We start from the raw sequence: 19,061 nt of genomic DNA on the forward strand, positions 1-19,061 counted from the left end.
TTCAATTATTCAGTAAATTCGCCACTCCACAGATTCACATTAGGATCATCTTCACTATAGTACACATCAATAGAATCTCCCTTTTGGGGATATGGTGGATTTAATAGAGTGTATCTGGATATTCCTGAGTATTTCACACCATTCACCGTAAACTCATAAAAAATTTTAGTCTTACGATACGTTATGGAATTAATAGATGCCTTAGTTACACTATGACTGATACTTAACCTCTCTCTATATTCGTTAATTTTAGTACGTTCTGGGTAAACCAGAATACGAATCAAAACGATGACAACTATTATTGCCAAAATATATCTCCACGCAAATTTTAGAAAATCTAACTTAATCATAATTCTTTATTTTTTATCATAATACTGATATGAATTATACATAATTTCTGCGGTTTTATTTTTTACTGCATTTCCACGTTCTATAGATTTATTCTTTTTTGCAGCATTTTTCTTGTCCATCGCATTCTTTCTTCTTATAACGTTCTTCTGTTCAATACTTAATGACCTTCCACTATTCTCAGCTCTCTCCGTTGCAGCTTTTACTGCTTTTTTGTTCGATGTAGGATGAACGGTCTTTCTATCAAACGCTTTCACTGTCTTTCCAACAGTATAATCTATCGTAGCATTAGCAAGGTCACCGCCATTAGCGACTACATCTGCCGCATATCTTGTTCCTTCTGCTACAACCTTTCCCGCTATTTTTCCCGCGATTTTGCTTCCTGTTCTTGTGACAATAGCTCTTCCTGCCGCAGTTTCTACTGCAGATGCTCCACTTGAAATAAAGCCAGCTACAGCTGACAATGCTATTGCTTTCTCATCGATATCCGTAAGACAATCTGTTGAGAATCCTCCACTGGCTGCAACATTTGCTGTAACCTGACACACATAATCAGTTACTGCACCTATAATACCACCTGCAATATTAGTCCAAATTCGTCCGTCCGGGTCAATATTCTTAATAGGGTTATTCCCACAATAGTTATACGGACTAAACGGATAGAACTTTTCACACAATGGATCCTCCCTATCCCATCTTAGCAGGATGGGGGCATATTGTCTGGCACCATAGTCGTAGGTGTTCAAACCATGCACATGATCGAACTCCTTGCCGTTATACTTGTAGGGCTGAATTCCTGCATTCAGTGTTGCATCGCCAAAGATACCGCCAAAGGGATAATAATGGGTTACCTGCTCCAGGGTGCCGTTCTCATTGACCACTGTACGATTATTACCCAGATGATCTTTGGTGTAGTAGTGGAACGTTGGCTGTGAGGACGCCACAGGGTTGGCAGGATAGCTACAATAACCTCCGTTGAACAGATAACGGTCTGGCTTGCCATTCTTCAAAATGAGGTTGCTATTCATGAGTTTGTGGCGGTTGGGCCTTTTAAGTAAATTGTTATTAATTTGGGTTCAAATGTACGCACAAGTTCTCAATCTGCCAAATATTTACGTTGTATTTATAGAAGATTAACACTCACATGCCCAATGGATTACAGTTGTAAAAAACAAAAATCCCCGCTCAGTGGCGGGGATTGGTGTGTGTTTACTCCGGCTGGAGATCGGCGTACTCGCGGGCTACGTTGGCTATGCAGGGACAGGCCTTCCGGGGGTTCAGGTCGTGATGGCCTACGATGACGGCGCGGGGGTAGCGACGGTGCAGGTCGGCGAGTAGCTGACGGAGGGCTGACTTCTGAGCCGGGGTGCGGGTGTCGGCGGGTTGACCACGGGCGTCGTAACCACCTTCGTAGCACACGCCTATCGAATACTTGTTGTGGTTCACACAGTGCGCACCCACCATCCATTCCGGTCGGCCAGCCTCAATTTCTCCGTTACGACGGATCACGTAATGATAGCCTACGCCAAACTTAAAGCCTCTATCATGATGCCAGGTATCGATCTGGACAACCGACGAAGTCTGATCAGGTCGCACTGCCGAACAATGAACGACTATCAGAGTAATGCTCCGCATGACTGAACGGCTAATGTGCCTGCAATCGTTGTGATGACCGTTGCCAGGAACTTAATGACCTTGACAACCTTCTTCCATGAAATCTTTACCATAAGTAGTTTGTTTTTTTAAGTGAAACCATTAATCCTCTGTGCTGCCGTCGGGGTTGGGCTCGCCGCCGCCATTGTTACCGCCACCGGTATTTCCGCCGGTATTGTCACCGGTATTGCTGCCGGTATTGTCGTTATCCTGTTCGGGATCCTCGATGTTACCAGGATCGCTACTGGTGACACGCTTCACCACCTTGCCCTCACGATCGTAGCAGGTAATGTTGATCGAGGTTTCCTTCAGCTCGTCCTTGATCTCAACCGATGGCGAGAAGATGACGCGGCGGGTGGTGATCAAGCCGGTGCTCACCTTGTTTACATCATCGACCGAAGTTGCTCTGACGCCGAAGCGCATACGTCCCAGACCAGGGATGGCGATGGAGTGTCCCTCGGTGGCCCACACCTTGACAACCTCGCCGATAGCATCCCAGGCAGCGCTCAGTGCGCCCTCAGCGATACCACTGCGTACAGAGGCCTCGCTAATCACCTTCTGTGCCGACAGCGTGTTGTAAATCTCGGCCTGCATCATAAAACGGTACTTGCCAGCATGCTGGCCTACCTTGAGCTGGCGCTCTACTGCTTTTACTTTAATTGCCATAAACTAATAAAACTTTAAAAATGAAACATTAAGACCATTTGTCATTCGACAGAACAAAGATACAACATTTACAAACCTCGCTGGTGAGTTACGTCGACTTATGGTGAGATAAGGTGAGATAAAGTGAGATAAGGTTATAAATCGATACTCAGTTTCTCGGCGATAAACTTCACTACCACCGGCGGAAGCATTCTTGCTTTAGGATGCAGCCCAAGTGCCTTCAGCTCACTACTGAAGGGTTTACACCAGCGGTTCAGGGTGTTCAGACTTACCCCGGCCTTGGCAGCCAATTCCTGTTTCGACATTGATTTCATAAACGCTTAGTGATTGAATTTTTGAAAAGTAACTAAAGATATTTTGCGCGCTAACTACTTTGCACGTGAAAAGTACTTAGAGAAAAATTGCACCCTTTTTGATCGTTTCCGGGTGACAGGGTGACAACGGTAACAGCATATTTCTAAACATTCTCGCGTACGTACGTGAACTTTTTTTTTCGAGTTTTCAAAGTTCCTGTACGTACGCGCGAGGATTTTTCAAAAAACGGTGTCATCGTTGTCACCCTTGTCACCATCAGATACGGCCATACCCATCCGTTTACGCTTGTTCTCCTTGATTTCCAAGTCGTTATAGCGATACACCCAGTAGCCACGTCCATGCTTGGTGCGAGCGGGTTCGAAGCCCAACTTGCGCATGGCCGGACCGATGTTGTTGATATTGAGCCTCAACGTGGGGTTATAACTGATGGCATCGAAAATCATCGTACGGGTGACGAACTCCACCTGGTCGCCAGGCTGAGGCGTACGGAAACGCTCGCTGATCTTCTCGACCTCGGGCATAGGGGCCTCGAAATCCTCGTTGTGCTGTCCTAACAGCTCCAGCTCACTGCGCGTAAACCAGTGGCAGAAGCCCTGCTGATACAGCGCATAGGCCTCGGCGAATACACCCTCGTAATCTACCTCAAACTCACGGGGATTCAGAATACTCTCCACCTCGAACGGCAACCAACGACGGTTGCCCGTAGGATCGTTGAGAAACTGCACATTGTTGCCTGTGCCGCAGAACGAGGCGATATGCTTGCGGTGCTCGTGGAAGTGGGCATAGGCAGCACGCTCGTCGATGCTCTGCATTGTCACGGCAGCCTTCAGCTGGTTCAGTTCTGACTGTCGCATGGTATCGAGCTCCTCGCAGCACACCAGACCATACTGGGCCAATGTCAGCAGATCGTCTTTCGACATCCTGTTTGCGTTGGTCTTAGTGTAAAAGTATTTACGTAGTTCCGGCGGCAGCAGATATTGGAACCAGGTGGTCTTATACGACCCCTGTTCGCCTATCAGCACCAGTATCTCGTGGTTCACCTCTACAGGATCAATCCATCCCGCCACCACGCCCACCAGCCACTTGCGCAGAAAGCGGTAGAACAACTCCTGCTTCTCCACGCCGCCCTTCACCATAACCGACAGCGACAAGGACAGAATATGATTCTTTTCATCCCACGGCGGCAGGTGTTCAAGATAGCTGGTAAAGGGGTTAAAATCGGGCACAAAGTCCGACTCAATCACACGAAAGATATCCGGCGCCCTCACAGTTTTCTGTTCCGACATCTTTGTCCACAGCGAGTTCACCAGATGGTCGTCGATAGGCACCCATGACATATCGTTATCAGGCAAGCGGTACTCTACACGCGAGGTGATGACATTGCGCCGCAAGTACACATGATTAGCCAGGAACTCGCGTATATCCTTCACACTGGCATACTGTTCCTTCCAGTTCTGTTTGCGTTCCTTAACCCCGACTTGCGATTTCCGTCCTTCGCGTTTAGCGGCATTGGCCTCCTTGATCTCCCACGCATAGAAAGGCTCGGCATAGGCATGATAGCACAGCTCGGCATCATGCACCAGCTGCACCATCCGCCCCTTACCGCTACGGTCGGTTTTCGCCCCCATCAACTGGTCATAATAGTCGCACCCGAAGTCGTAAGCCTTCGAATAGTACAGCTTCTGCAGGTGAAGTTCGTAGTCGCGCTCAAGCTCATAACCGAACACGATGTGGAGTGTGTCGGCTGTTCCGAAGAGCAGCAATGTGTGCGGGTCGGCACGTGCCTCCTCACGGAGCTCCGCCACACTGCTACTCTCCAGATGGGCATAGCTCACCACCGATAAGCCCGTGAAACTCGTGATATTCTTCGGTCGGTAGCCACCCTCTAAGATCGCCGATACCGAGCAAAACGGCATTACCAGACTACCAGTACGAATTAATTCTACAACCTGTTCAAGCGATACGCTTTGTGGTTGTGAATCCTTGCTGTGTTGTAATAATGAGACTTTCATCTTTCTTAGTTTGTTCTCTTTCTTTTTTGAAATGATTTATCTGCCCATAAATGCCATGACGTATGTTTTCTTTTCGTCTAAACATATTCTGATTATCATCCAAGTTAGTATGTTTAGCCAGATACTCGCATATTCGAGCTATTTTTCTTTCTTTAAACCAGCCATAAGCAATCATACGAGCCAAATCATAGTAAACATTTTTCCTCTTGAATACGCTACTAAAAGCAAATTCAAGATTATCCCAATCCTTAAACTTAGCTGAATGGTTTGGTTCATTTAAGTATTGGCGCCACACTTCAAGAATTTGCCTCAAATCACCCCAGCAATTTTGGGTATAGAACTGCCCTAAAAAGGATTGTTCCTTTTCTAATATTTCTTTCATATATTTTGTTTTTAATTATTGTTTACATACCTGTCACTAAAGATCAGCGTATGCCTAAATTGTTGCCACAAAGTAATTACATCATAGTGGGTGGTTTGGCTAACAAGGCTGCAAGTTTTAAGAATGCAGCCCAGCTAATGGAGCCTGGTTGTTGAATGTTTGTTAATTGTCTATGTCTCATCTCTGTTTAATTTCTACAAAGTTACAAGTTACCTTTTAGAGCTGCAAAAAAATCACTGATTTTTTTATCGCGTATGGCCTAAAACCAGCATTTTCATGTAACACTTTTTATTTTTCAAGCCAAATCCTTGCTCATTTCAGCACTTATTCGTACCTTTGTACCCGATCACTGGTATACAACACAGAGGTGGCCGGTGTGACTTTTGTGGGTAAATCATAAAGCATTCGCTATTATTTCGCGTTCAGCCAAAAGCCTCGGAAACTTCTTGGAAATAACAACGCACTGAGATAATAAGTGATAGGGTGTTCGGTATGGAGCATCTTAGTCGTCTTTTGTATAGCAATGCATTCACGCTACGGCGTGGTGCATACTTGTAAAGACGACTGGGGTTTCCATCCGAGGCTGCCTCATAGCTGGACGCAAAAGGTGCATCACGCTTTTTTTGCGTCTTAGCGTGATTGATAGTTGGGTGCTATTCATAAGACTATCAATCGCATTATGGCAAATAAAAACTTAAACGCCGCCAAGGAGGCAAAGAAAGACGAATTTTATACGCAACTTGAGGATATTAATAACGAGCTGCGACACTATCGGGAACACTTCCGAGGCAAAACGGTGTTGTGTAATTGCGACGACCCACGAGTGTCGAACTTCTTCACTTACTTTGCCTACAACTTTGAGTTCTTAGGACTGAAGCGCCTCATCACTACCTGCTACAAAAATCAGGATATGGACTTGTTTAGTCAGAATAAAAGCGAGCAAGCCATCTATCTGATATACGATGGTGACAAGAATGGCAACAATATCCCTGATCCAGAAGAAATCGGCATACATCCACTGAAAGGTGATGGCGATTTTCGCAGTCGTGAATGCATAGAGCTGCTAAAGCAAGCCGATATAGTAGTTACTAACCCACCCTTCTCGCTATTCCGTGAATACGTAGCACAGCTGATGAAGTACGAGAAGAAGTTCCTGATTATTGGCCATCAAAATGCAGTATGTTACAAAGAAATATTTCCTCTAATTATGTCTAACAAAATATGGTTAGGATATGGATTCAAAGGAGGCGCTGGACACTTTATCTCAAAATATGAGGACACCGCAACAGCGGGAGACCATAGAGAAGGAATGATTCGTGTTTCTGGCGTTCATTGGTTTACAAACCTTGAAATCAAAAAACGCCATGAGGATATTATACTATACAAGCATTATACACCAGAAGAATATCCTCATTACGTCAATTACGATGCTATCGAGGTTAGTAAAACTGCTGATATTCCATGTGATTATGATGGAGCGATGGGAGTGCCCATCACTTTCCTCGACAAATATAATCCTGACCAATTCGAGATTCTTGGTATAGGTTTGGAACTTGCAGATATGAGCATCATCCGCCAACGTATGGGCAAACTAAATGGTGGACCTCGCCTGTACATTGAGAAAGATGGTGAACTAGTTCGCTTATATGAAAGAATCCTTATTCGCAAAAAACAATAAACAACTATGGATATAAAACTACAATCAATCAAGGTTCGTGACCTGATAGACGGTTACGTAAACGACCCAGACAATGGTGTTCGTGGATATGGTGGCAAACTCGACATTCGCCCACCCTATCAACGAGAATTCCGCTACGACCTGAAACAAAAGCAGGCGGTAGTAAACACCATCCTAAAAGGGTTCCCTCTCAACATCATGTACTGGAGTGTGGTTGGTGATGGTGAATTTGAAATGATAGATGGTCAGCAACGTACTCTATCCATCTGCGAGTTCCGCTATCACGATTTCAACATCACCGATCCAGAACGTGGCGTACTGTTCTTCTCGTCGTTAACCCCTGATGAACGTGAAGCATTCTTAAACTACGAACTAACAGTTTACTTCTGCACAGGCACCGACAAAGAGAAACTCGACTGGTTCCGTGTGATTAATATCGCAGGCGAACGTCTGCTCGACCAGGAGTTGCTTAATGCCGTATATGTGGGACCATTTGTTACTGATGCCCGCCGCTACTTTTCAAAGAACGGATGCCCTGCATATAAGATAGGTAGCGACTATCTGAATGGCAATGCCATCGAGCAGGCATACCTGGCCACCATACTTAGATGGGCTGCACGTAAGGAAGACATCAAGGAAGTAAGCGAATATATGTCGAAACATAAGGATGATGCCAACGCCAATCAGCTATGGGCTTATTTCTCGGCCATCATCACTTGGGTGCGTTCTACATTCACTACGTATCGCAAAGAAATGAAAGGCCTGGACTGGGGATTACTCTACGATACCTATCATAATAATATATATGATACGGTAGAGCTGGAACATCGCATACACGACCTGATGGAGGACGATGAGATCATGAAGAAATCGGGCATCTATAGTTATGTATTAAGCGGTGACCTTCGCGATCTGTCGTTCCGGACATTCGACAAGAAACAGAAACGCGAAGCCTACGAACGCCAAGGCGGCATCTGTCCCTGGTGTGGCAATCACTTTGAACTGGAAGAGATGGAAGGCGACCACATCACCCCATGGGCAGAAGGTGGCACTACCACCGCTGATAACTGTCAGATGCTCTGCAAAGACTGCAACCGCAAGAAAGGCGCTAAATAAAAACCAATAACGATATGCAAGAAACTTGGAAACGATTCGTTTATCCTCTGATTGAGGACAAGAAACATGACGTTGAGGAAGATACCTATCATCGTCATATAGAAAACCAACTGATGCTGCTTGGATGGGAACCTTGGAAAGGCGAAATCATTCATAAGCAATCGCTTAGAATTGGAAACCGTAACCGAATGGAACCGGATATCCTCGTAGCGCGTGACAATGAGTATCAGTTTGTAATAGAGGTGAAGCGTCCAGGAAATACGCAATCAAAAGAGGAAATAACCCAGTTGGAATCGTATATGCGACAACTGCGACTTGATGTAGGTATATATATAGGTGAACACATAGAGGTATTTTACGATAGGCCCAATACCAACCATGTGGTTTCGGTATTTAAGCTGGCCATTGACTTGGATGAAAAACGGGGAGCACGCTTTGTGGAATTGTTCTCAAAAGAAGGCTTTAAGAAAGAAGATATTGTAGAATTCTGCGAAGAACGCATCCAAGAGATACAACGCCAGAACAGCTTAAACAAAATCAAGGAAAGTCTGATAGCAGATGCTCAGACACAAATAGCAGAGAGTCTGAAGCCGTACCTGCTGGATAAATATGGTAGTAGCTTCTCGGAGGAAGAAATCAAGGGGATGCTGGCAACCATGCATTTTACGGCTTCGGCTGATGGCAACAGAACAGAACCGGAAGTAGTTGTGCCCAAGCTTCAACCAAAATCTCCAAGCCATCTTATTAAGTGCCTCCTAACCAGGAATGCTTCAGCACAGGGGCTTTTTAATCCTGCAGATCAGTCGCTCACTGTTTTATCAGGCAGTAAGATTAATCCTGTTCATCTCAACAAGATAAGTCCGGCGGGAAGAAAGAAACGTGATATTCTCTTTGCAAAATACACTGAACTCAGAAACGGTGAAAGAATAGTGAAGGAAGACATCTGCTTTGATTCGCCCAGTGGTGCTGCGCAGTTCTGTGTTGGAGGTTCATCTAATGGATGGTCGCAATGGAAAGATGAAAACGGGAAGGAACTGGATTCATACAGGAGTAACGAAGTAGCCAAAGTGCCAGCTCCAGATACAAAGATGATTAGGACAAAGAAGATTGTTGATTCGCGTAAGATTCAACTGAAGTTTTGGACAAAATTCAAGGATAGACTGAGCGAGGAAGGTTCGATACCTTCATTGCAAACACCTAAGCCACATTACTGGTATGACATAAGGATAGGAAGACAGAACATACTGTTATCGAACGTGTGCAATACACTAAAAGATTTTGTAGGAGTAAAGCTCTATATCAGAAAACCCGTAGTAGCTAGGTACTATCCAGCCTTAGTAGCCAGGAAGAATGAAATAAACAATGCTCTTGGATGTGAGCCTGAATGGGATGCTAATCCTTCAGCAAGCGACAAGACAATCGCCCTGTTCCACCAAACGGATCTATCAGACCCGCAGAAGATGGACGAAGCTATCGATTGGATGGTACGACAATCCCTTGTCTTCTATCAAGTGTTCTCAAAGGAAGTAAAAGCGATAGAATAACAAAACGATGCAGGACCGAAGAATATCCTGCATCGTTAGTTAGAAATCAATACAACTCTGATTAAACAGGCTCGACCTCCTCGAGCTGATTAATCAATTCAATAAGAGATTTTCCTTCTATCTTAAATTGTTCCAAAGCCGTGTTGCCATCAGGGAAAACCTGATACTCCTCAGTGTAGTGTTCATCGCATAAGGCAACATAATCTTTTGTCGAGAGGAAGTAATAACGCACGCCTTTATAAACAAAGGTGAGATCGTAGCCTTGAACAGCAAAGTCGTAAAAGAGCGTTTCTTCTACGTCAGAAGAATAGCCATGGTAGATTCCATGTTTATCTCCTTTTGGGGGATATTTCCCATTATATGGGTATCCCAACAAGTCGGTCATTACATAATCTGATTTCGCCATATTATTTTAAATCTGATACGTTCTTCAATAATTTCTTCATAGCTGGAGTCAACTTGTGTGGCTCCTCGTCGAGAGGTTTCCCATCTTTCCACTTGTGGTAATTTCGCATTCTGAAATAGCTAATACCAACAAAAATGTACTACGACAAAATGAGCGACGAAGATAAAAACATGCTCCCCCTCAAACGCATCTCGTTCTTAGGGAATAATGAATAAAAAAGAAGCAGGACATTTAACTGCCCTGCTTTCTTATTATTATTTATCTTCGCCATGCAACCACTGCCACTTCCATGTTGCCATACGTTCAAAATCAGGTGAGAACTGGATGATATTGCCATCGCGAGAAACATAGCCTAATTCAATAGCCAATTGCAAATCTTTATCGTAATCACAATTGTTTTCAAATCTAACTTTATTCATAGCCATCACAAAGTCGTCGTAAAAACAGCGACCTTTTCCTATCTTTTCCAAACAGCTTAATAGGTAATAAACAAGTGTGCCATTTTCCCCGTTCTCCACATAATTGCCATAAAGCTTCGCCAACTCTATTAGTTCGTTAACCTGCGTCTGATAGTCGGCATACCTGTCTTCCAACTTGATATTCTCAAAGGTAACACCAACTTCATCCCAATTATTAATCTGACGCCATAGTGCACTTAAAATTTCTCGTGGAGAAAGCAATTTTTCATCACTAATCCAAATTTCTACTCTCAAAGCGATATCGTCACGAACCTCCAAATAAAAAAATTTGATGTGTTCATTATTATAATGAAATTCGATGCTGCCCTCAACTTCCTTCATCCTGCAGTTATCGCCCAGATTAATTTTTAATCCTGCCATCATTATTCTTTTAATAAAGCTCTTCATTGGCAGAACTCCATCAGAGCATACCAAATCCATCTATCCAATCTCGACTAATTTGTCCTTCCCAATGGTGTCGCCAACAAAGCCTAAGAATTTAGGGTCACTTTTCATAGGACCCATATCATCGGGTATATAGCAATGCTCAAAGTCAAGCATATATTCATCAGGCATACGGTAAACAGCTTTGCTTTCGAAACACATTTTACCCTCCTCGTTCACTTTTCCTATTAGCATAGTGCCTATTAGCTGCGCAATAGTTGTAAACGGGCCTTCATAAACGAAAGCATAGACCGCATAGGGTTTCTCTGCAGGTACATAATGACTCTGATAATTTGCTCCCTGAACCGTAATTGGTCCTGAGTAATGATTGTTAATTTGATCCATAATTTGGTTTGATATTTACTTGTAATTATTTTATTGTAATTTTTGCTTGCAAAGGTACTAAAAGATTTTTAAACCCAGCATTAATTATGAAAAAACATATCCTAAAATAGGACATGCTTTTAAATTTTAGCTACATTACTTATTAAGAGTTCGCTTTTAAGCGCATCTCATTCTTAGGGAATAATGAATAAAAGCATTTTTCTTTGAAAAAATTTGGAACTTTCAGAAAGAGTTCGTATCTTTGCAGCGTGAAAGGTGGAACCAAGTAGAGCCACGATGTGCGGAACGGTGGCATGGCTGCAGAAATGCAGAGATGATGAGCAATTCGACCTTGCCGCTTGGTTTCATAACTTCTATCGACCATCACTCGTTTGAGTGGTGGTCGTTTTTTTTTCTTATACCTTTATATACTTGGGCAGTGTAAACTCCATCGGATCTTTTACACGAGTTGCTGTTATAAAGTTCACCAACTTTATCCATATCTTTTCTTAAGTAAATGCGTACAAAGATACGACTTTATTCTGAAACAACCAAGAATTAAGAATAAATAACTGACAAAAAATTTGGAACTTTAAGAAAAAGTTCGTATTTTTGCAGCATGAAAGGAACCTATTTAGGATGAGAGTCCCGTTTGTATCGGCAAACATTATAAACCTAAAATTATTTAAGGACGATGAAAAAGATTAATGCAAAAATGGTCATGATGGCCCTGGTAATTAGCTTGTGTAGTTATTCATTCGTAAGTTGCTCAGGCGGTTCAAGCGGTTCGAGCAGCTCGGGGGGGATGTTTGGTGATGTTCCAACCATTGCTGAGAAACATACCCAAGAAGGTGTAGATCTGCTTACACGCCTGGCTGAGAGTGGTACTCAGGATGAAATTATGGATTTGTTGAAAAACAAATCAAAGCAGATGGACAGTATTGCCGATGCAGAGATTGCTGCAGCCATCACTGCTCTTGGCGAAAAAGAATTCCCTGTAGAAGTTACCGAAGGTATTCCATTCAAATTATTGTCTGACATGAAGATTGTGCACGACAAATGCGAAAAAACAAAGATGAGTATAGAGGTACCGATTGAGCTAACCGAAGAGACTGGCGTACATAAGGATTATAATACTAATGCTACTGGTCTGCTATTGGTTGATGGCGATGGAAATCCACTTATGTCGCTTAGAGAGAGCTATTTCAAATCTACCGAGGAGGATGCCAAGAAGAAGTATGATAAGGGAGCTAAAGGTAAGGTTCTAGGTGTAATACGTTTTGATGCATGGAACTATCAGCTATTGTCGAAGGCAGCTAAGTTTCGTATAGCCAATGTACGTTCTGATGAATATAAGCAGCTGAGTGATTCGACCAGAAGCATAGAGAAGGCTTACCAAGCAAATAACCGCGAACTGGCTCAGAAATTAATAGATCGTCTGAAAGCCGTAGCTGGTAAATAATCAAGGATGCGCAAAAGCGGAAGTGATATTAAGGGAGTGTAAACACAAAGCGGGCACCTGCGGTGTAAGTGGTGTCGAGAACCACATCGCCGCCTAAACGACGGGACAGGCTACGGGCAACAGTAAGTCCGATGCCTGTGCCGTTATAGTACTCATCAAGTTGTACAAACTCGTCGAAGATATGCTCAGCCTCGGCGGCAGGCACACCAATACCAGTATCTTCGACAATAAACTGTATTTGGTTATCGAGCTTAGTAATCAAGAGCGTGGCACGCTTTTTATCAATATCAGGCTGGTGACCAAAGGCTTCGGCTGGAGCGGTAAACTTTATGGCATTATCCAATAGCAAAGCCAATACGCGTACAGCAGCCTGCTCATTGGTGGAAAGCAGCGCCTGCCCTGCCCCTTCGATATCCTGCAACTGGAACTCAAGATGCGCAACATCCTCTATGCCCGACGATAGCACAGCCTGGGTGGCTATCTGCAGGGCCGACACATGATCGGTAAGACTGATAACAGTACGGCTGCTTACATCAGAGAGTTCGAGCATCTTATTTACCAAACCTGTGATGCGATCGGTATTCTCAAGAATCTGCTGGTTGGCATCATTGCGAGTTTCATTATCAATCTCCATATCCGTAGCAGTCATTACCTGCGCATAGCCCGAGAGGATATTCAGCGGTGTACGGATTTCGTGCGATATCTGCTGGATAAACTTGGTCTTCATGCGCGACGACTCCTCGGCACGGGCGTTGGCAATCATAAGCTGCTGGTTCTTCTCCTCCAAACGGATGCGCTGGCGGCGACGGATAACAGCATAAATAACAAAGAAAGTAATAGCCAGCATAAGAGCAACTACCAAAGCCAGCACGCGTGTTTGTAACAACTGGGCCTTTTGCTCGGCAATCTCGGCATCTTTCTGCTGTGTATGATAGATAGTTGACAGTTCGATGGCCTGATTCTTCTTCTGGAGAATAATGGCAGAGTCGAGGTACTCGAAGGTGTAGGCTGCAACGCTTAATGCAGAGTCGTTACGGCCGGCTTTGTAGTTGGCTGTGAATTTCTTTGTAAGGTATGCTATGTTGTCGAGTGTAGGCTCTGAACCGAATTCGGCCAGATACTGATATACGATGGCATATACATCGGCAGCTTGGGCGTAACGTTTAGCTTGCATCAGATACTCGCCCTCATAGATTTGCGCAATATCTGTCTTGGCATATTGTGTGCGTTTGTACGCTGCATAGGCTTGGTCGGCCTCTTTTTGTTTCCCCAAACCATTGCTGATTGTGGCGCGATCGAGGTAATAGGTGCTCCATGACATGTCGGTAATAAAGGCGGGGACATTATCTTTGTTAGCCATATCCTTAGTGATGGTCTCTGCGTAGTTCAGCCATTTTTCGGCCGTAGAGTAATCATGCCGGGACGAATATGAATTGGCTATGGTATACAGAAATACCGTGGCATAGTAATCGTGTTTCCATGAGGAGTCTAACGCCCTTACTTTCTGGATGCACTCATAGCATTTCTCGAAATATTTCTCAGCTTCGGTAGTCAAGCCCTGGTTAAGTTGGCTCCTCCCCACACACTGCAAAATCTCTGCTAAGATATCATAGGCTTCGGAAGCGTATTCTGGTTGGGATACTAAGGCATAAAGACCTTCGTAGGCTGGCAAAGCGATGCGCAGCACTCCCTCGTCATCATTTTTCTGGTCAGTATGTTCCACCATTGCTTTGAGGCACTGGAAATAATACAAGCTGTCGTATGCGTTCTGGGGCTTTTCGGCTAAGGCGCGTTTCAGGATAGCTCCGGCATCTTGCGGCTTTCCCGTTCGCATATAGATACTACCTTTCGTGTAGCAACTTCTGAACATCGAAATGTCGCCAGTTTCCAGTAAACTGTCGGAAAGGAATAAGGCGCGATCAAGGTCCTGTACGCTGGTAGCTGCTGAAATCAGACTGTCGGCAAGTGTTGTCTTTGGAGTATAATCCTGCTTCTTGTTACATGCTGCTATCGCCAGCAGACAGGTGGCAATGAATAGGACGGAAATGTGAGATGTTGTTTTCATTGTTGTTGATGCATGAATAGCTTAACGATGGAGTTTGGGCTGGAGCTTTTTGCTCATCTTTAGTCCGATACGCAGTTCTTTCAGCACTTGCTTGGTGAGGTAAGCATGGGCGGTACGGTTGCCTTGGGGGAAGAAGAACTCCAAACGCTTGCCACCCAACAGCTTTTTAACCACCATGCACTTCACGATGTTCTCGGCTCCTAACTGCATGCCGTTCGTTGTGGCTCGGCCCTGGAACTCGGCAGTAGTCTCCAGATCCTTATCGTACAAGGACAGGATATTGTCGATGGTGGCAAATGCCTCGTCGGCAGTAGCACCCAGCCAGATAGTGGTCTCGCTGATGTTTTTCACCTCGATGCCAAGAATCTCATCGGCTTCCAGAAAATCGCTTTCTCGCACCAGACTCAGGTAATAGGCAAAGGTGTCGTCGTTGTCGAGATAGGTAAAAATGGTGTACTCACCTTTGTCGGTCTCGGCCTCCGCCACTTCCACTCTCATGCCTTTCGGCTGCTTCTTCTGAGCCGAAACTGATGTAGCGCCCAAAAGGATAAAGGCTGCTAACACAAATAAAAACTGCTTTTTCATATTCATTGTTTTAGATTGTTATTGTTTTAGATTGTTCAAAATGTAATGGCTTCTTTTAGTTTGGTACGGATGATGTACCGGGCCTGCTCTTCGTTCAGGGTATAGACATGATTCAGCACACCCACCGAGACCATCTGGAAATTGTTGTCGTAGGAAATAACACCGATATTATAGAACGTGTGTTCGCGGACCATCAGACTGCTGTTCAGAAACTGATTGATACCCGCTGTGGCAGTCATTGAGACAACAGAACCTAAGTCGCCATCAATATGATAATCGCGCAACTCGGCACTGACAGCTTTCGACACAACGGTCTGAATGGTGTCCAGATGCTGTTGACGATCGGGCTTGGTAACCATCAGTACCAGCGCCGCAACGCCCAAAATACACAGAAATACAAGTAACTTCTTCATTTAGTCTTCATGTTTAATTGTGATACGTAAAATTCTCGCGGTTTCATCAGAAACACGGAAACGGTTATCGGTACGACGACCTACAAGCCAGATGATAGCGCCCTGAGCATCGGTGAGTACCAACTGACGACGCTTCTGCAGCACACTCAGCTTCAAGTCGGTCAGATAATCGCTCACCAACTTACTGCCCTTCATGCCGAAAGGCACGAATCGATCGCCGGGCTGTACCGGACGCAACATGAGCGGGAACTGCACCTTGGCTGCATCGAGCGTAGCGCAATCCAGGGATTTAGAGATGGCTAAGTCTTCAACCTCCTCTATACAGAGCTTCATATCCTCTGCGGCACAATAGGTGCCAGTCTCGGGAATCTTAAGCGATTTCATCGGTTGACAGACGGGCTCAACAACCAACTGATTCCGGTCAACCACCAGCAGATGTGATGCTGAGCGGAACTCACTGCCGGTCTTGTCCAGACAGTTCATCAGCTGTGCTGTCTGCGCAGCATTAAAGCCATAAGGCATCAGCCACTCATGCAGGAATGTCTCGGGCGAAGGTAATTGCAGCAGTCTATCGATGGCAACAGCATCACAACTGCTTCCCCCCAGCTCCGCCATCTCACGGCTAAGCTCTGCCTGGAACACCTGTTCGGCCTCGCGGAGATAATTAGCGGTTCTATCGATATTAGCCGTGGCGCCCGGTGCGATTTCTTCGAGCAAAGGCAGTACCTGCAGACGGATCTTATTGCGCATCACATCGGGCACCAGATTCGTAGAATCAGTAACATACGGCTGACCGATGGAATCGAGATATTGAAGAATCTCCTGCCGGTTCAGGCATAACAATGGACGGCGAACGATATCATTCTTTGGGCGGATACCCGTCAGTCCGTGGATGCCGGCACCACGCAGCAGGTTCATGAGCAACGTCTCTACCGCATCGTCGCGGTGATGGGCAATACACACATCGGTTGCTCCGATATCCTGACACAACTGGCGGAAATAGCTATAACGCAAATCGCGCGCAGCCATTTCAATACTTACTTGATGTAATTCGGCATAACTCTTTGTGTCGAAATGAATTAAATGTAGCGGTATTTCCAATAACCAACACAGATCACGAACAAACTGCTCATCCCTATCCGACTCATCGCCACGTAAACGGAAATTACAATGCGCCGCCTCAATCCGGTAGCCAAGTGCCTTCAGAATCAGCAACAGAGCCACAGAATCAGCCCCACCGCTCAAGCCTACAAGATGCAGAGCGGTGCGCTCAAGCAGCTGATGCCTGTCGATGAAATCCTGAACTCTGTGCAGCATAATCGGATGCTATTCTACAAACAGTACAAGGCCCTTCAGGTATTCGCCCTCGGGGTGATAGATATTAATAGGATGGTCGGCTGGCTGATGCAGCTGGTGCAGAATACGCACCTTACGACCTGCCTGGGCAGCTGCTGTAAAGACGGCATTGCGGAAGTGATCCTTGGTAACCACCTGCGAGCAGCTGAACGTAAAGAGGATGCCGCCGGGCTTAATCTTCTGGAAAGCCTTATTGTTCAAGCGGGTGTAACCCTTCAGCGCATTGTGCAGCGCACCACGGTGTTTGGCAAAGGCTGGTGGGTCGAGGATAATCAGATCGTAGTTATTGCCTGCCTGCTCCAGATACTTGAACGCATCCTCGCAGAAAGCCTCGTGACGCTGGTCGCCCTCGAAATTCAGGGCCACATTGCGGTTAGTGAGCTCGATGGCCTTAGCGCTACTGTCGACCGAGTGAACCAGTTTTGCACCGCCACGCATGGCGTAAACCGAGAATCCACCGGTATAGCAGAACATATTGAGCACGCTCTTGCCAGCTGAGTACTTCTCGAGCAGCGAACGGTTGTCACGCTGATCGACGAAGAAACCGGTCTTCTGGCCGCGCAGCCAGTCGACATAGAACTTCAAGCCGTTCTCGAGCGCCACGTTGTCATCGCTACCACCATACACGAAACCGTTCTCCATGTCGTCCATAAACGGCAGTGTGGTCTCACTCTTATAATAGACATTGTCGATACGGCTGCCCATCACCTTGACCAGCTGCTCGGCTATCTCCTTACGGCACAGATGCATGCCAATGCTGTGAGCCTGCATCACGGCTGTACGGTCGTACACGTCGATAATCAGTCCGGGCAGGTTGTCGCCCTCGCCATGAACCAGACGGTAGGTGTTGTTCTGAGGATTATCGGCAATGCCGATGGATTGGCGCACTTCGAGCGCCGAGGCTAAGCGTGAAGCCCAGAAATCGGCATCGATAGCCACATCGCGGAACGAAAGCACACGCACGGCAATAGAACCCTTCTGGAAGTGGCCCACTGCGATAAAATCGCCATGATTAGTCAACACACGTACCAGGTCGCCATCCTCCAAATCCTCGTCGGCCTGCTGAATAGCGCCTGAGAAAACCCAGGGGTGGAAACGGAGCAGGCTCTCCTCCTTACCACGCTTAAGATATAGTTTCTTCATTATTCTTAGTTGTTATTTCAGGAACGATAACTAATTCATAGTCATCCGTTTCCAACATTTGTTTAAACTCCTTATACAATTGAACACAAGCCCATGCATCGGTGGCAGCATAACGCTTCTGCGACTCCTCGAGCACGTCGCGCTCCCAGTTAGTCAGCTGCTCACGCTTGCTGATTCGCTCGCCAAACACATTAGCATAAAGCTTGGCCAGGCTCTGATCTTGGATACCGATCTGGCGGGCCATATCCTGCAAATCAACAAACTCGCCCATCTCGAAATCGCCCAACTCATGCAGTCCTAACGCATCGTTCTTCCAAGCCAGTCCCACCTTGGTCGTCGTATGGTCCTCAAGCAGACGCTTGATGGCAGGACAAAGCCCCAGGTGATTCAGGCGGAACAGGAAACAACAGTCGGCCGACGACACCTGCAGCAGTGAGCACTTATGGTGCACACCCTTCTTGAAGCTGGGACGTGTCTCCGTATCGAATCCGAGCACAGGTTGAGCCAACAGGTAATCGACAGCCCGTTCGGCTTCGGAAGCCGATACGACCACCACAATCCTTCCGGAATAAATTACGCGCGGAAGGGTCGACATTTCCTTCTTATCTACCTTGTTTTGTATTAACTTTTTCATTTCTGCGTGCAAAATTATAAAAAAAATCCCGATTTATGATGAAATCTAATTTTTTTC

General features: G+C 45.6%; 20 protein-coding genes. 4 read left to right on the forward strand and 16 right to left on the reverse strand.

Features of this window, described 5'->3' with window-relative positions:
- Window positions 1-5 precede the first annotated feature (5 nt).
- The 7 genes from T495_RS0106395 to T495_RS0106420 all read right to left on the reverse strand — a co-directional run bounded on the left by T495_RS0106395 (window position 6) and on the right by T495_RS0106420 (window position 5,376).
- Window positions 6-350, reverse strand: a complete 345-nt coding sequence (locus T495_RS0106395; protein WP_033147992.1) for a hypothetical protein — start codon at window positions 348-350, stop codon at window positions 6-8.
- Window positions 351-356: 6 nt separating this feature from the next.
- Window positions 357-1,376 (reverse strand): RHS repeat-associated core domain-containing protein, encoded by a 1,020-nt coding sequence (locus T495_RS15140; protein ID WP_051651889.1) that lies wholly within the window; start codon window positions 1,374-1,376, stop codon window positions 357-359.
- A 181-nt stretch (window positions 1,377-1,557) separates the two neighbouring features.
- The gene (locus T495_RS0106405; protein ID WP_033147993.1) at window positions 1,558-1,983 is read right to left on the reverse strand and encodes an N-acetylmuramoyl-L-alanine amidase; all 426 of its coding nucleotides are present in this window, start codon (window positions 1,981-1,983) and stop codon (window positions 1,558-1,560) included.
- A 120-nt stretch (window positions 1,984-2,103) separates the two neighbouring features.
- Window positions 2,104-2,667 (reverse strand): DNA-binding protein, encoded by a 564-nt coding sequence (locus T495_RS0106410; protein ID WP_033147994.1) that lies wholly within the window; start codon window positions 2,665-2,667, stop codon window positions 2,104-2,106.
- Between the two features lie 134 nt (window positions 2,668-2,801).
- Window positions 2,802-2,972: a hypothetical protein gene (locus T495_RS15850; protein ID WP_155993470.1), complete on the reverse strand. Its 171-nt coding sequence runs from the start codon at window positions 2,970-2,972 to the stop codon at window positions 2,802-2,804.
- Between the two features lie 228 nt (window positions 2,973-3,200).
- Window positions 3,201-4,994, reverse strand: a complete 1,794-nt coding sequence (locus T495_RS0106415) for a VapE domain-containing protein (protein ID WP_081832038.1) — start codon at window positions 4,992-4,994, stop codon at window positions 3,201-3,203.
- Window positions 4,936-5,376: a hypothetical protein gene (locus T495_RS0106420; protein ID WP_033147995.1), complete on the reverse strand. Its 441-nt coding sequence runs from the start codon at window positions 5,374-5,376 to the stop codon at window positions 4,936-4,938. The genes T495_RS0106415 and T495_RS0106420 overlap by 59 nt, the downstream gene beginning before the upstream one ends.
- A 679-nt stretch (window positions 5,377-6,055) precedes the next feature.
- Here T495_RS0106420 and T495_RS0106425 point away from each other — a divergent pair.
- From T495_RS0106425 to T495_RS0106435, 3 genes are read left to right on the forward strand one after another with little or no spacing between them, the layout of a single operon-like run.
- Window positions 6,056-7,054 carry an adenine-specific methyltransferase EcoRI family protein gene (locus T495_RS0106425; RefSeq protein ID WP_033148121.1) on the forward strand — a complete coding sequence of 333 codons (999 nt, stop codon included), beginning with the start codon at window positions 6,056-6,058 and terminating at the stop codon, window positions 7,052-7,054.
- A 6-nt stretch (window positions 7,055-7,060) separates the two neighbouring features.
- A complete protein-coding gene (locus T495_RS0106430; protein WP_033147996.1) occupies window positions 7,061-8,170 on the forward strand; it encodes a DUF262 domain-containing protein in 1,110 nt (369 codons plus the stop codon).
- Between the two features lie 14 nt (window positions 8,171-8,184).
- The gene (locus T495_RS0106435) at window positions 8,185-9,714 is read left to right on the forward strand and encodes a DUF4268 domain-containing protein (RefSeq protein ID WP_033147997.1); all 1,530 of its coding nucleotides are present in this window, start codon (window positions 8,185-8,187) and stop codon (window positions 9,712-9,714) included.
- 61 nt (window positions 9,715-9,775) lie between these two features.
- Here the strand turns inward: T495_RS0106435 and T495_RS0106440 are convergent, their stop codons facing one another.
- The 3 genes from T495_RS0106440 to T495_RS0106450 form a co-directional block, all read right to left on the reverse strand.
- Window positions 9,776-10,120, reverse strand: a complete 345-nt coding sequence (locus T495_RS0106440; RefSeq protein WP_028904283.1) for a hypothetical protein — start codon at window positions 10,118-10,120, stop codon at window positions 9,776-9,778.
- Window positions 10,121-10,374: 254 nt separating this feature from the next.
- Window positions 10,375-10,962 (reverse strand): hypothetical protein, encoded by a 588-nt coding sequence (locus T495_RS0106445; RefSeq protein WP_155993472.1) that lies wholly within the window; start codon window positions 10,960-10,962, stop codon window positions 10,375-10,377.
- 57 nt (window positions 10,963-11,019) lie between these two features.
- Window positions 11,020-11,367 carry a hypothetical protein gene (locus T495_RS0106450; protein WP_033147999.1) on the reverse strand — a complete coding sequence of 116 codons (348 nt, stop codon included), beginning with the start codon at window positions 11,365-11,367 and terminating at the stop codon, window positions 11,020-11,022.
- Window positions 11,368-12,040: 673 nt separating this feature from the next.
- Here T495_RS0106450 and T495_RS0106455 point away from each other — a divergent pair.
- On the forward strand, window positions 12,041-12,808 hold the full coding sequence (locus T495_RS0106455) for a hypothetical protein (protein WP_155950139.1): 768 nt from the start codon (window positions 12,041-12,043) through the stop codon (window positions 12,806-12,808).
- 28 nt (window positions 12,809-12,836) lie between these two features.
- Here T495_RS0106455 and T495_RS0106460 read toward each other — a convergent pair whose 3' ends face one another.
- Genes T495_RS0106460 through T495_RS0106485 form a run of 6 tightly spaced genes read right to left on the reverse strand, consistent with a single transcriptional unit; the run spans window position 12,837 to window position 19,004 of the window.
- Window positions 12,837-14,873 (reverse strand): HAMP domain-containing sensor histidine kinase, encoded by a 2,037-nt coding sequence (locus T495_RS0106460; RefSeq protein WP_033148001.1) that lies wholly within the window; start codon window positions 14,871-14,873, stop codon window positions 12,837-12,839.
- Window positions 14,874-14,894: 21 nt separating this feature from the next.
- On the reverse strand, window positions 14,895-15,458 hold the full coding sequence (locus T495_RS0106465) for a hypothetical protein (RefSeq protein ID WP_155993474.1): 564 nt from the start codon (window positions 15,456-15,458) through the stop codon (window positions 14,895-14,897).
- A 35-nt stretch (window positions 15,459-15,493) separates the two neighbouring features.
- Complete coding sequence (locus T495_RS0106470; protein WP_028904273.1) at window positions 15,494-15,871, reverse strand: hypothetical protein; 378 nt, start codon at window positions 15,869-15,871, stop codon at window positions 15,494-15,496.
- The gene (gene tilS, locus T495_RS0106475; RefSeq protein WP_033148003.1) at window positions 15,872-17,188 is read right to left on the reverse strand and encodes a tRNA lysidine(34) synthetase TilS; all 1,317 of its coding nucleotides are present in this window, start codon (window positions 17,186-17,188) and stop codon (window positions 15,872-15,874) included.
- Window positions 17,189-17,197: 9 nt separating this feature from the next.
- On the reverse strand, window positions 17,198-18,373 hold the full coding sequence (locus T495_RS0106480; protein WP_028904271.1) for a class I SAM-dependent rRNA methyltransferase: 1,176 nt from the start codon (window positions 18,371-18,373) through the stop codon (window positions 17,198-17,200).
- Complete coding sequence (locus T495_RS0106485; protein ID WP_033148004.1) at window positions 18,351-19,004, reverse strand: 3'-5' exonuclease; 654 nt, start codon at window positions 19,002-19,004, stop codon at window positions 18,351-18,353. Before T495_RS0106485 ends, T495_RS0106480 begins: the two co-directional genes overlap by 23 nt.
- Window positions 19,005-19,061: the final 57 nt, after the last annotated feature.

The sequence above is a fragment of the Prevotella sp. P6B1 genome, from assembly GCF_000702825.1.
GTDB lineage: Bacteria > Bacteroidota > Bacteroidia > Bacteroidales > Bacteroidaceae > Prevotella.

Coding starts and splice junctions, on each gene's coding strand:
- T495_RS0106395 (WP_033147992.1), bottom strand. CDS start 350: ATGATTAAGTTAGATTTTCTAAAATTTGCGTGGAGATATATTTTGGCA.
- T495_RS15140 (WP_051651889.1), bottom strand. CDS start 1,376: ATGAATAGCAACCTCATTTTGAAGAATGGCAAGCCAGACCGTTATCTG.
- T495_RS0106405 (WP_033147993.1), bottom strand. CDS start 1,983: ATGCGGAGCATTACTCTGATAGTCGTTCATTGTTCGGCAGTGCGACCT.
- T495_RS0106410 (WP_033147994.1), bottom strand. CDS start 2,667: ATGGCAATTAAAGTAAAAGCAGTAGAGCGCCAGCTCAAGGTAGGCCAG.
- T495_RS15850 (WP_155993470.1), bottom strand. CDS start 2,972: ATGTCGAAACAGGAATTGGCTGCCAAGGCCGGGGTAAGTCTGAACACC.
- T495_RS0106415 (WP_081832038.1), bottom strand. CDS start 4,994: ATGAAAGTCTCATTATTACAACACAGCAAGGATTCACAACCACAAAGC.
- T495_RS0106420 (WP_033147995.1), bottom strand. CDS start 5,376: ATGAAAGAAATATTAGAAAAGGAACAATCCTTTTTAGGGCAGTTCTAT.
- T495_RS0106425 (WP_033148121.1), top strand. CDS start 6,056: ATGGCAAATAAAAACTTAAACGCCGCCAAGGAGGCAAAGAAAGACGAA.
- T495_RS0106430 (WP_033147996.1), top strand. CDS start 7,061: ATGGATATAAAACTACAATCAATCAAGGTTCGTGACCTGATAGACGGT.
- T495_RS0106435 (WP_033147997.1), top strand. CDS start 8,185: ATGCAAGAAACTTGGAAACGATTCGTTTATCCTCTGATTGAGGACAAG.
- T495_RS0106440 (WP_028904283.1), bottom strand. CDS start 10,120: ATGGCGAAATCAGATTATGTAATGACCGACTTGTTGGGATACCCATAT.
- T495_RS0106445 (WP_155993472.1), bottom strand. CDS start 10,962: ATGATGGCAGGATTAAAAATTAATCTGGGCGATAACTGCAGGATGAAG.
- T495_RS0106450 (WP_033147999.1), bottom strand. CDS start 11,367: ATGGATCAAATTAACAATCATTACTCAGGACCAATTACGGTTCAGGGA.
- T495_RS0106455 (WP_155950139.1), top strand. CDS start 12,041: ATGAAAAAGATTAATGCAAAAATGGTCATGATGGCCCTGGTAATTAGC.
- T495_RS0106460 (WP_033148001.1), bottom strand. CDS start 14,873: ATGAAAACAACATCTCACATTTCCGTCCTATTCATTGCCACCTGTCTG.
- T495_RS0106465 (WP_155993474.1), bottom strand. CDS start 15,458: ATGAAAAAGCAGTTTTTATTTGTGTTAGCAGCCTTTATCCTTTTGGGC.
- T495_RS0106470 (WP_028904273.1), bottom strand. CDS start 15,871: ATGAAGAAGTTACTTGTATTTCTGTGTATTTTGGGCGTTGCGGCGCTG.
- tilS (WP_033148003.1), bottom strand. CDS start 17,188: ATGCTGCACAGAGTTCAGGATTTCATCGACAGGCATCAGCTGCTTGAG.
- T495_RS0106485 (WP_033148004.1), bottom strand. CDS start 19,004: ATGAAAAAGTTAATACAAAACAAGGTAGATAAGAAGGAAATGTCGACC.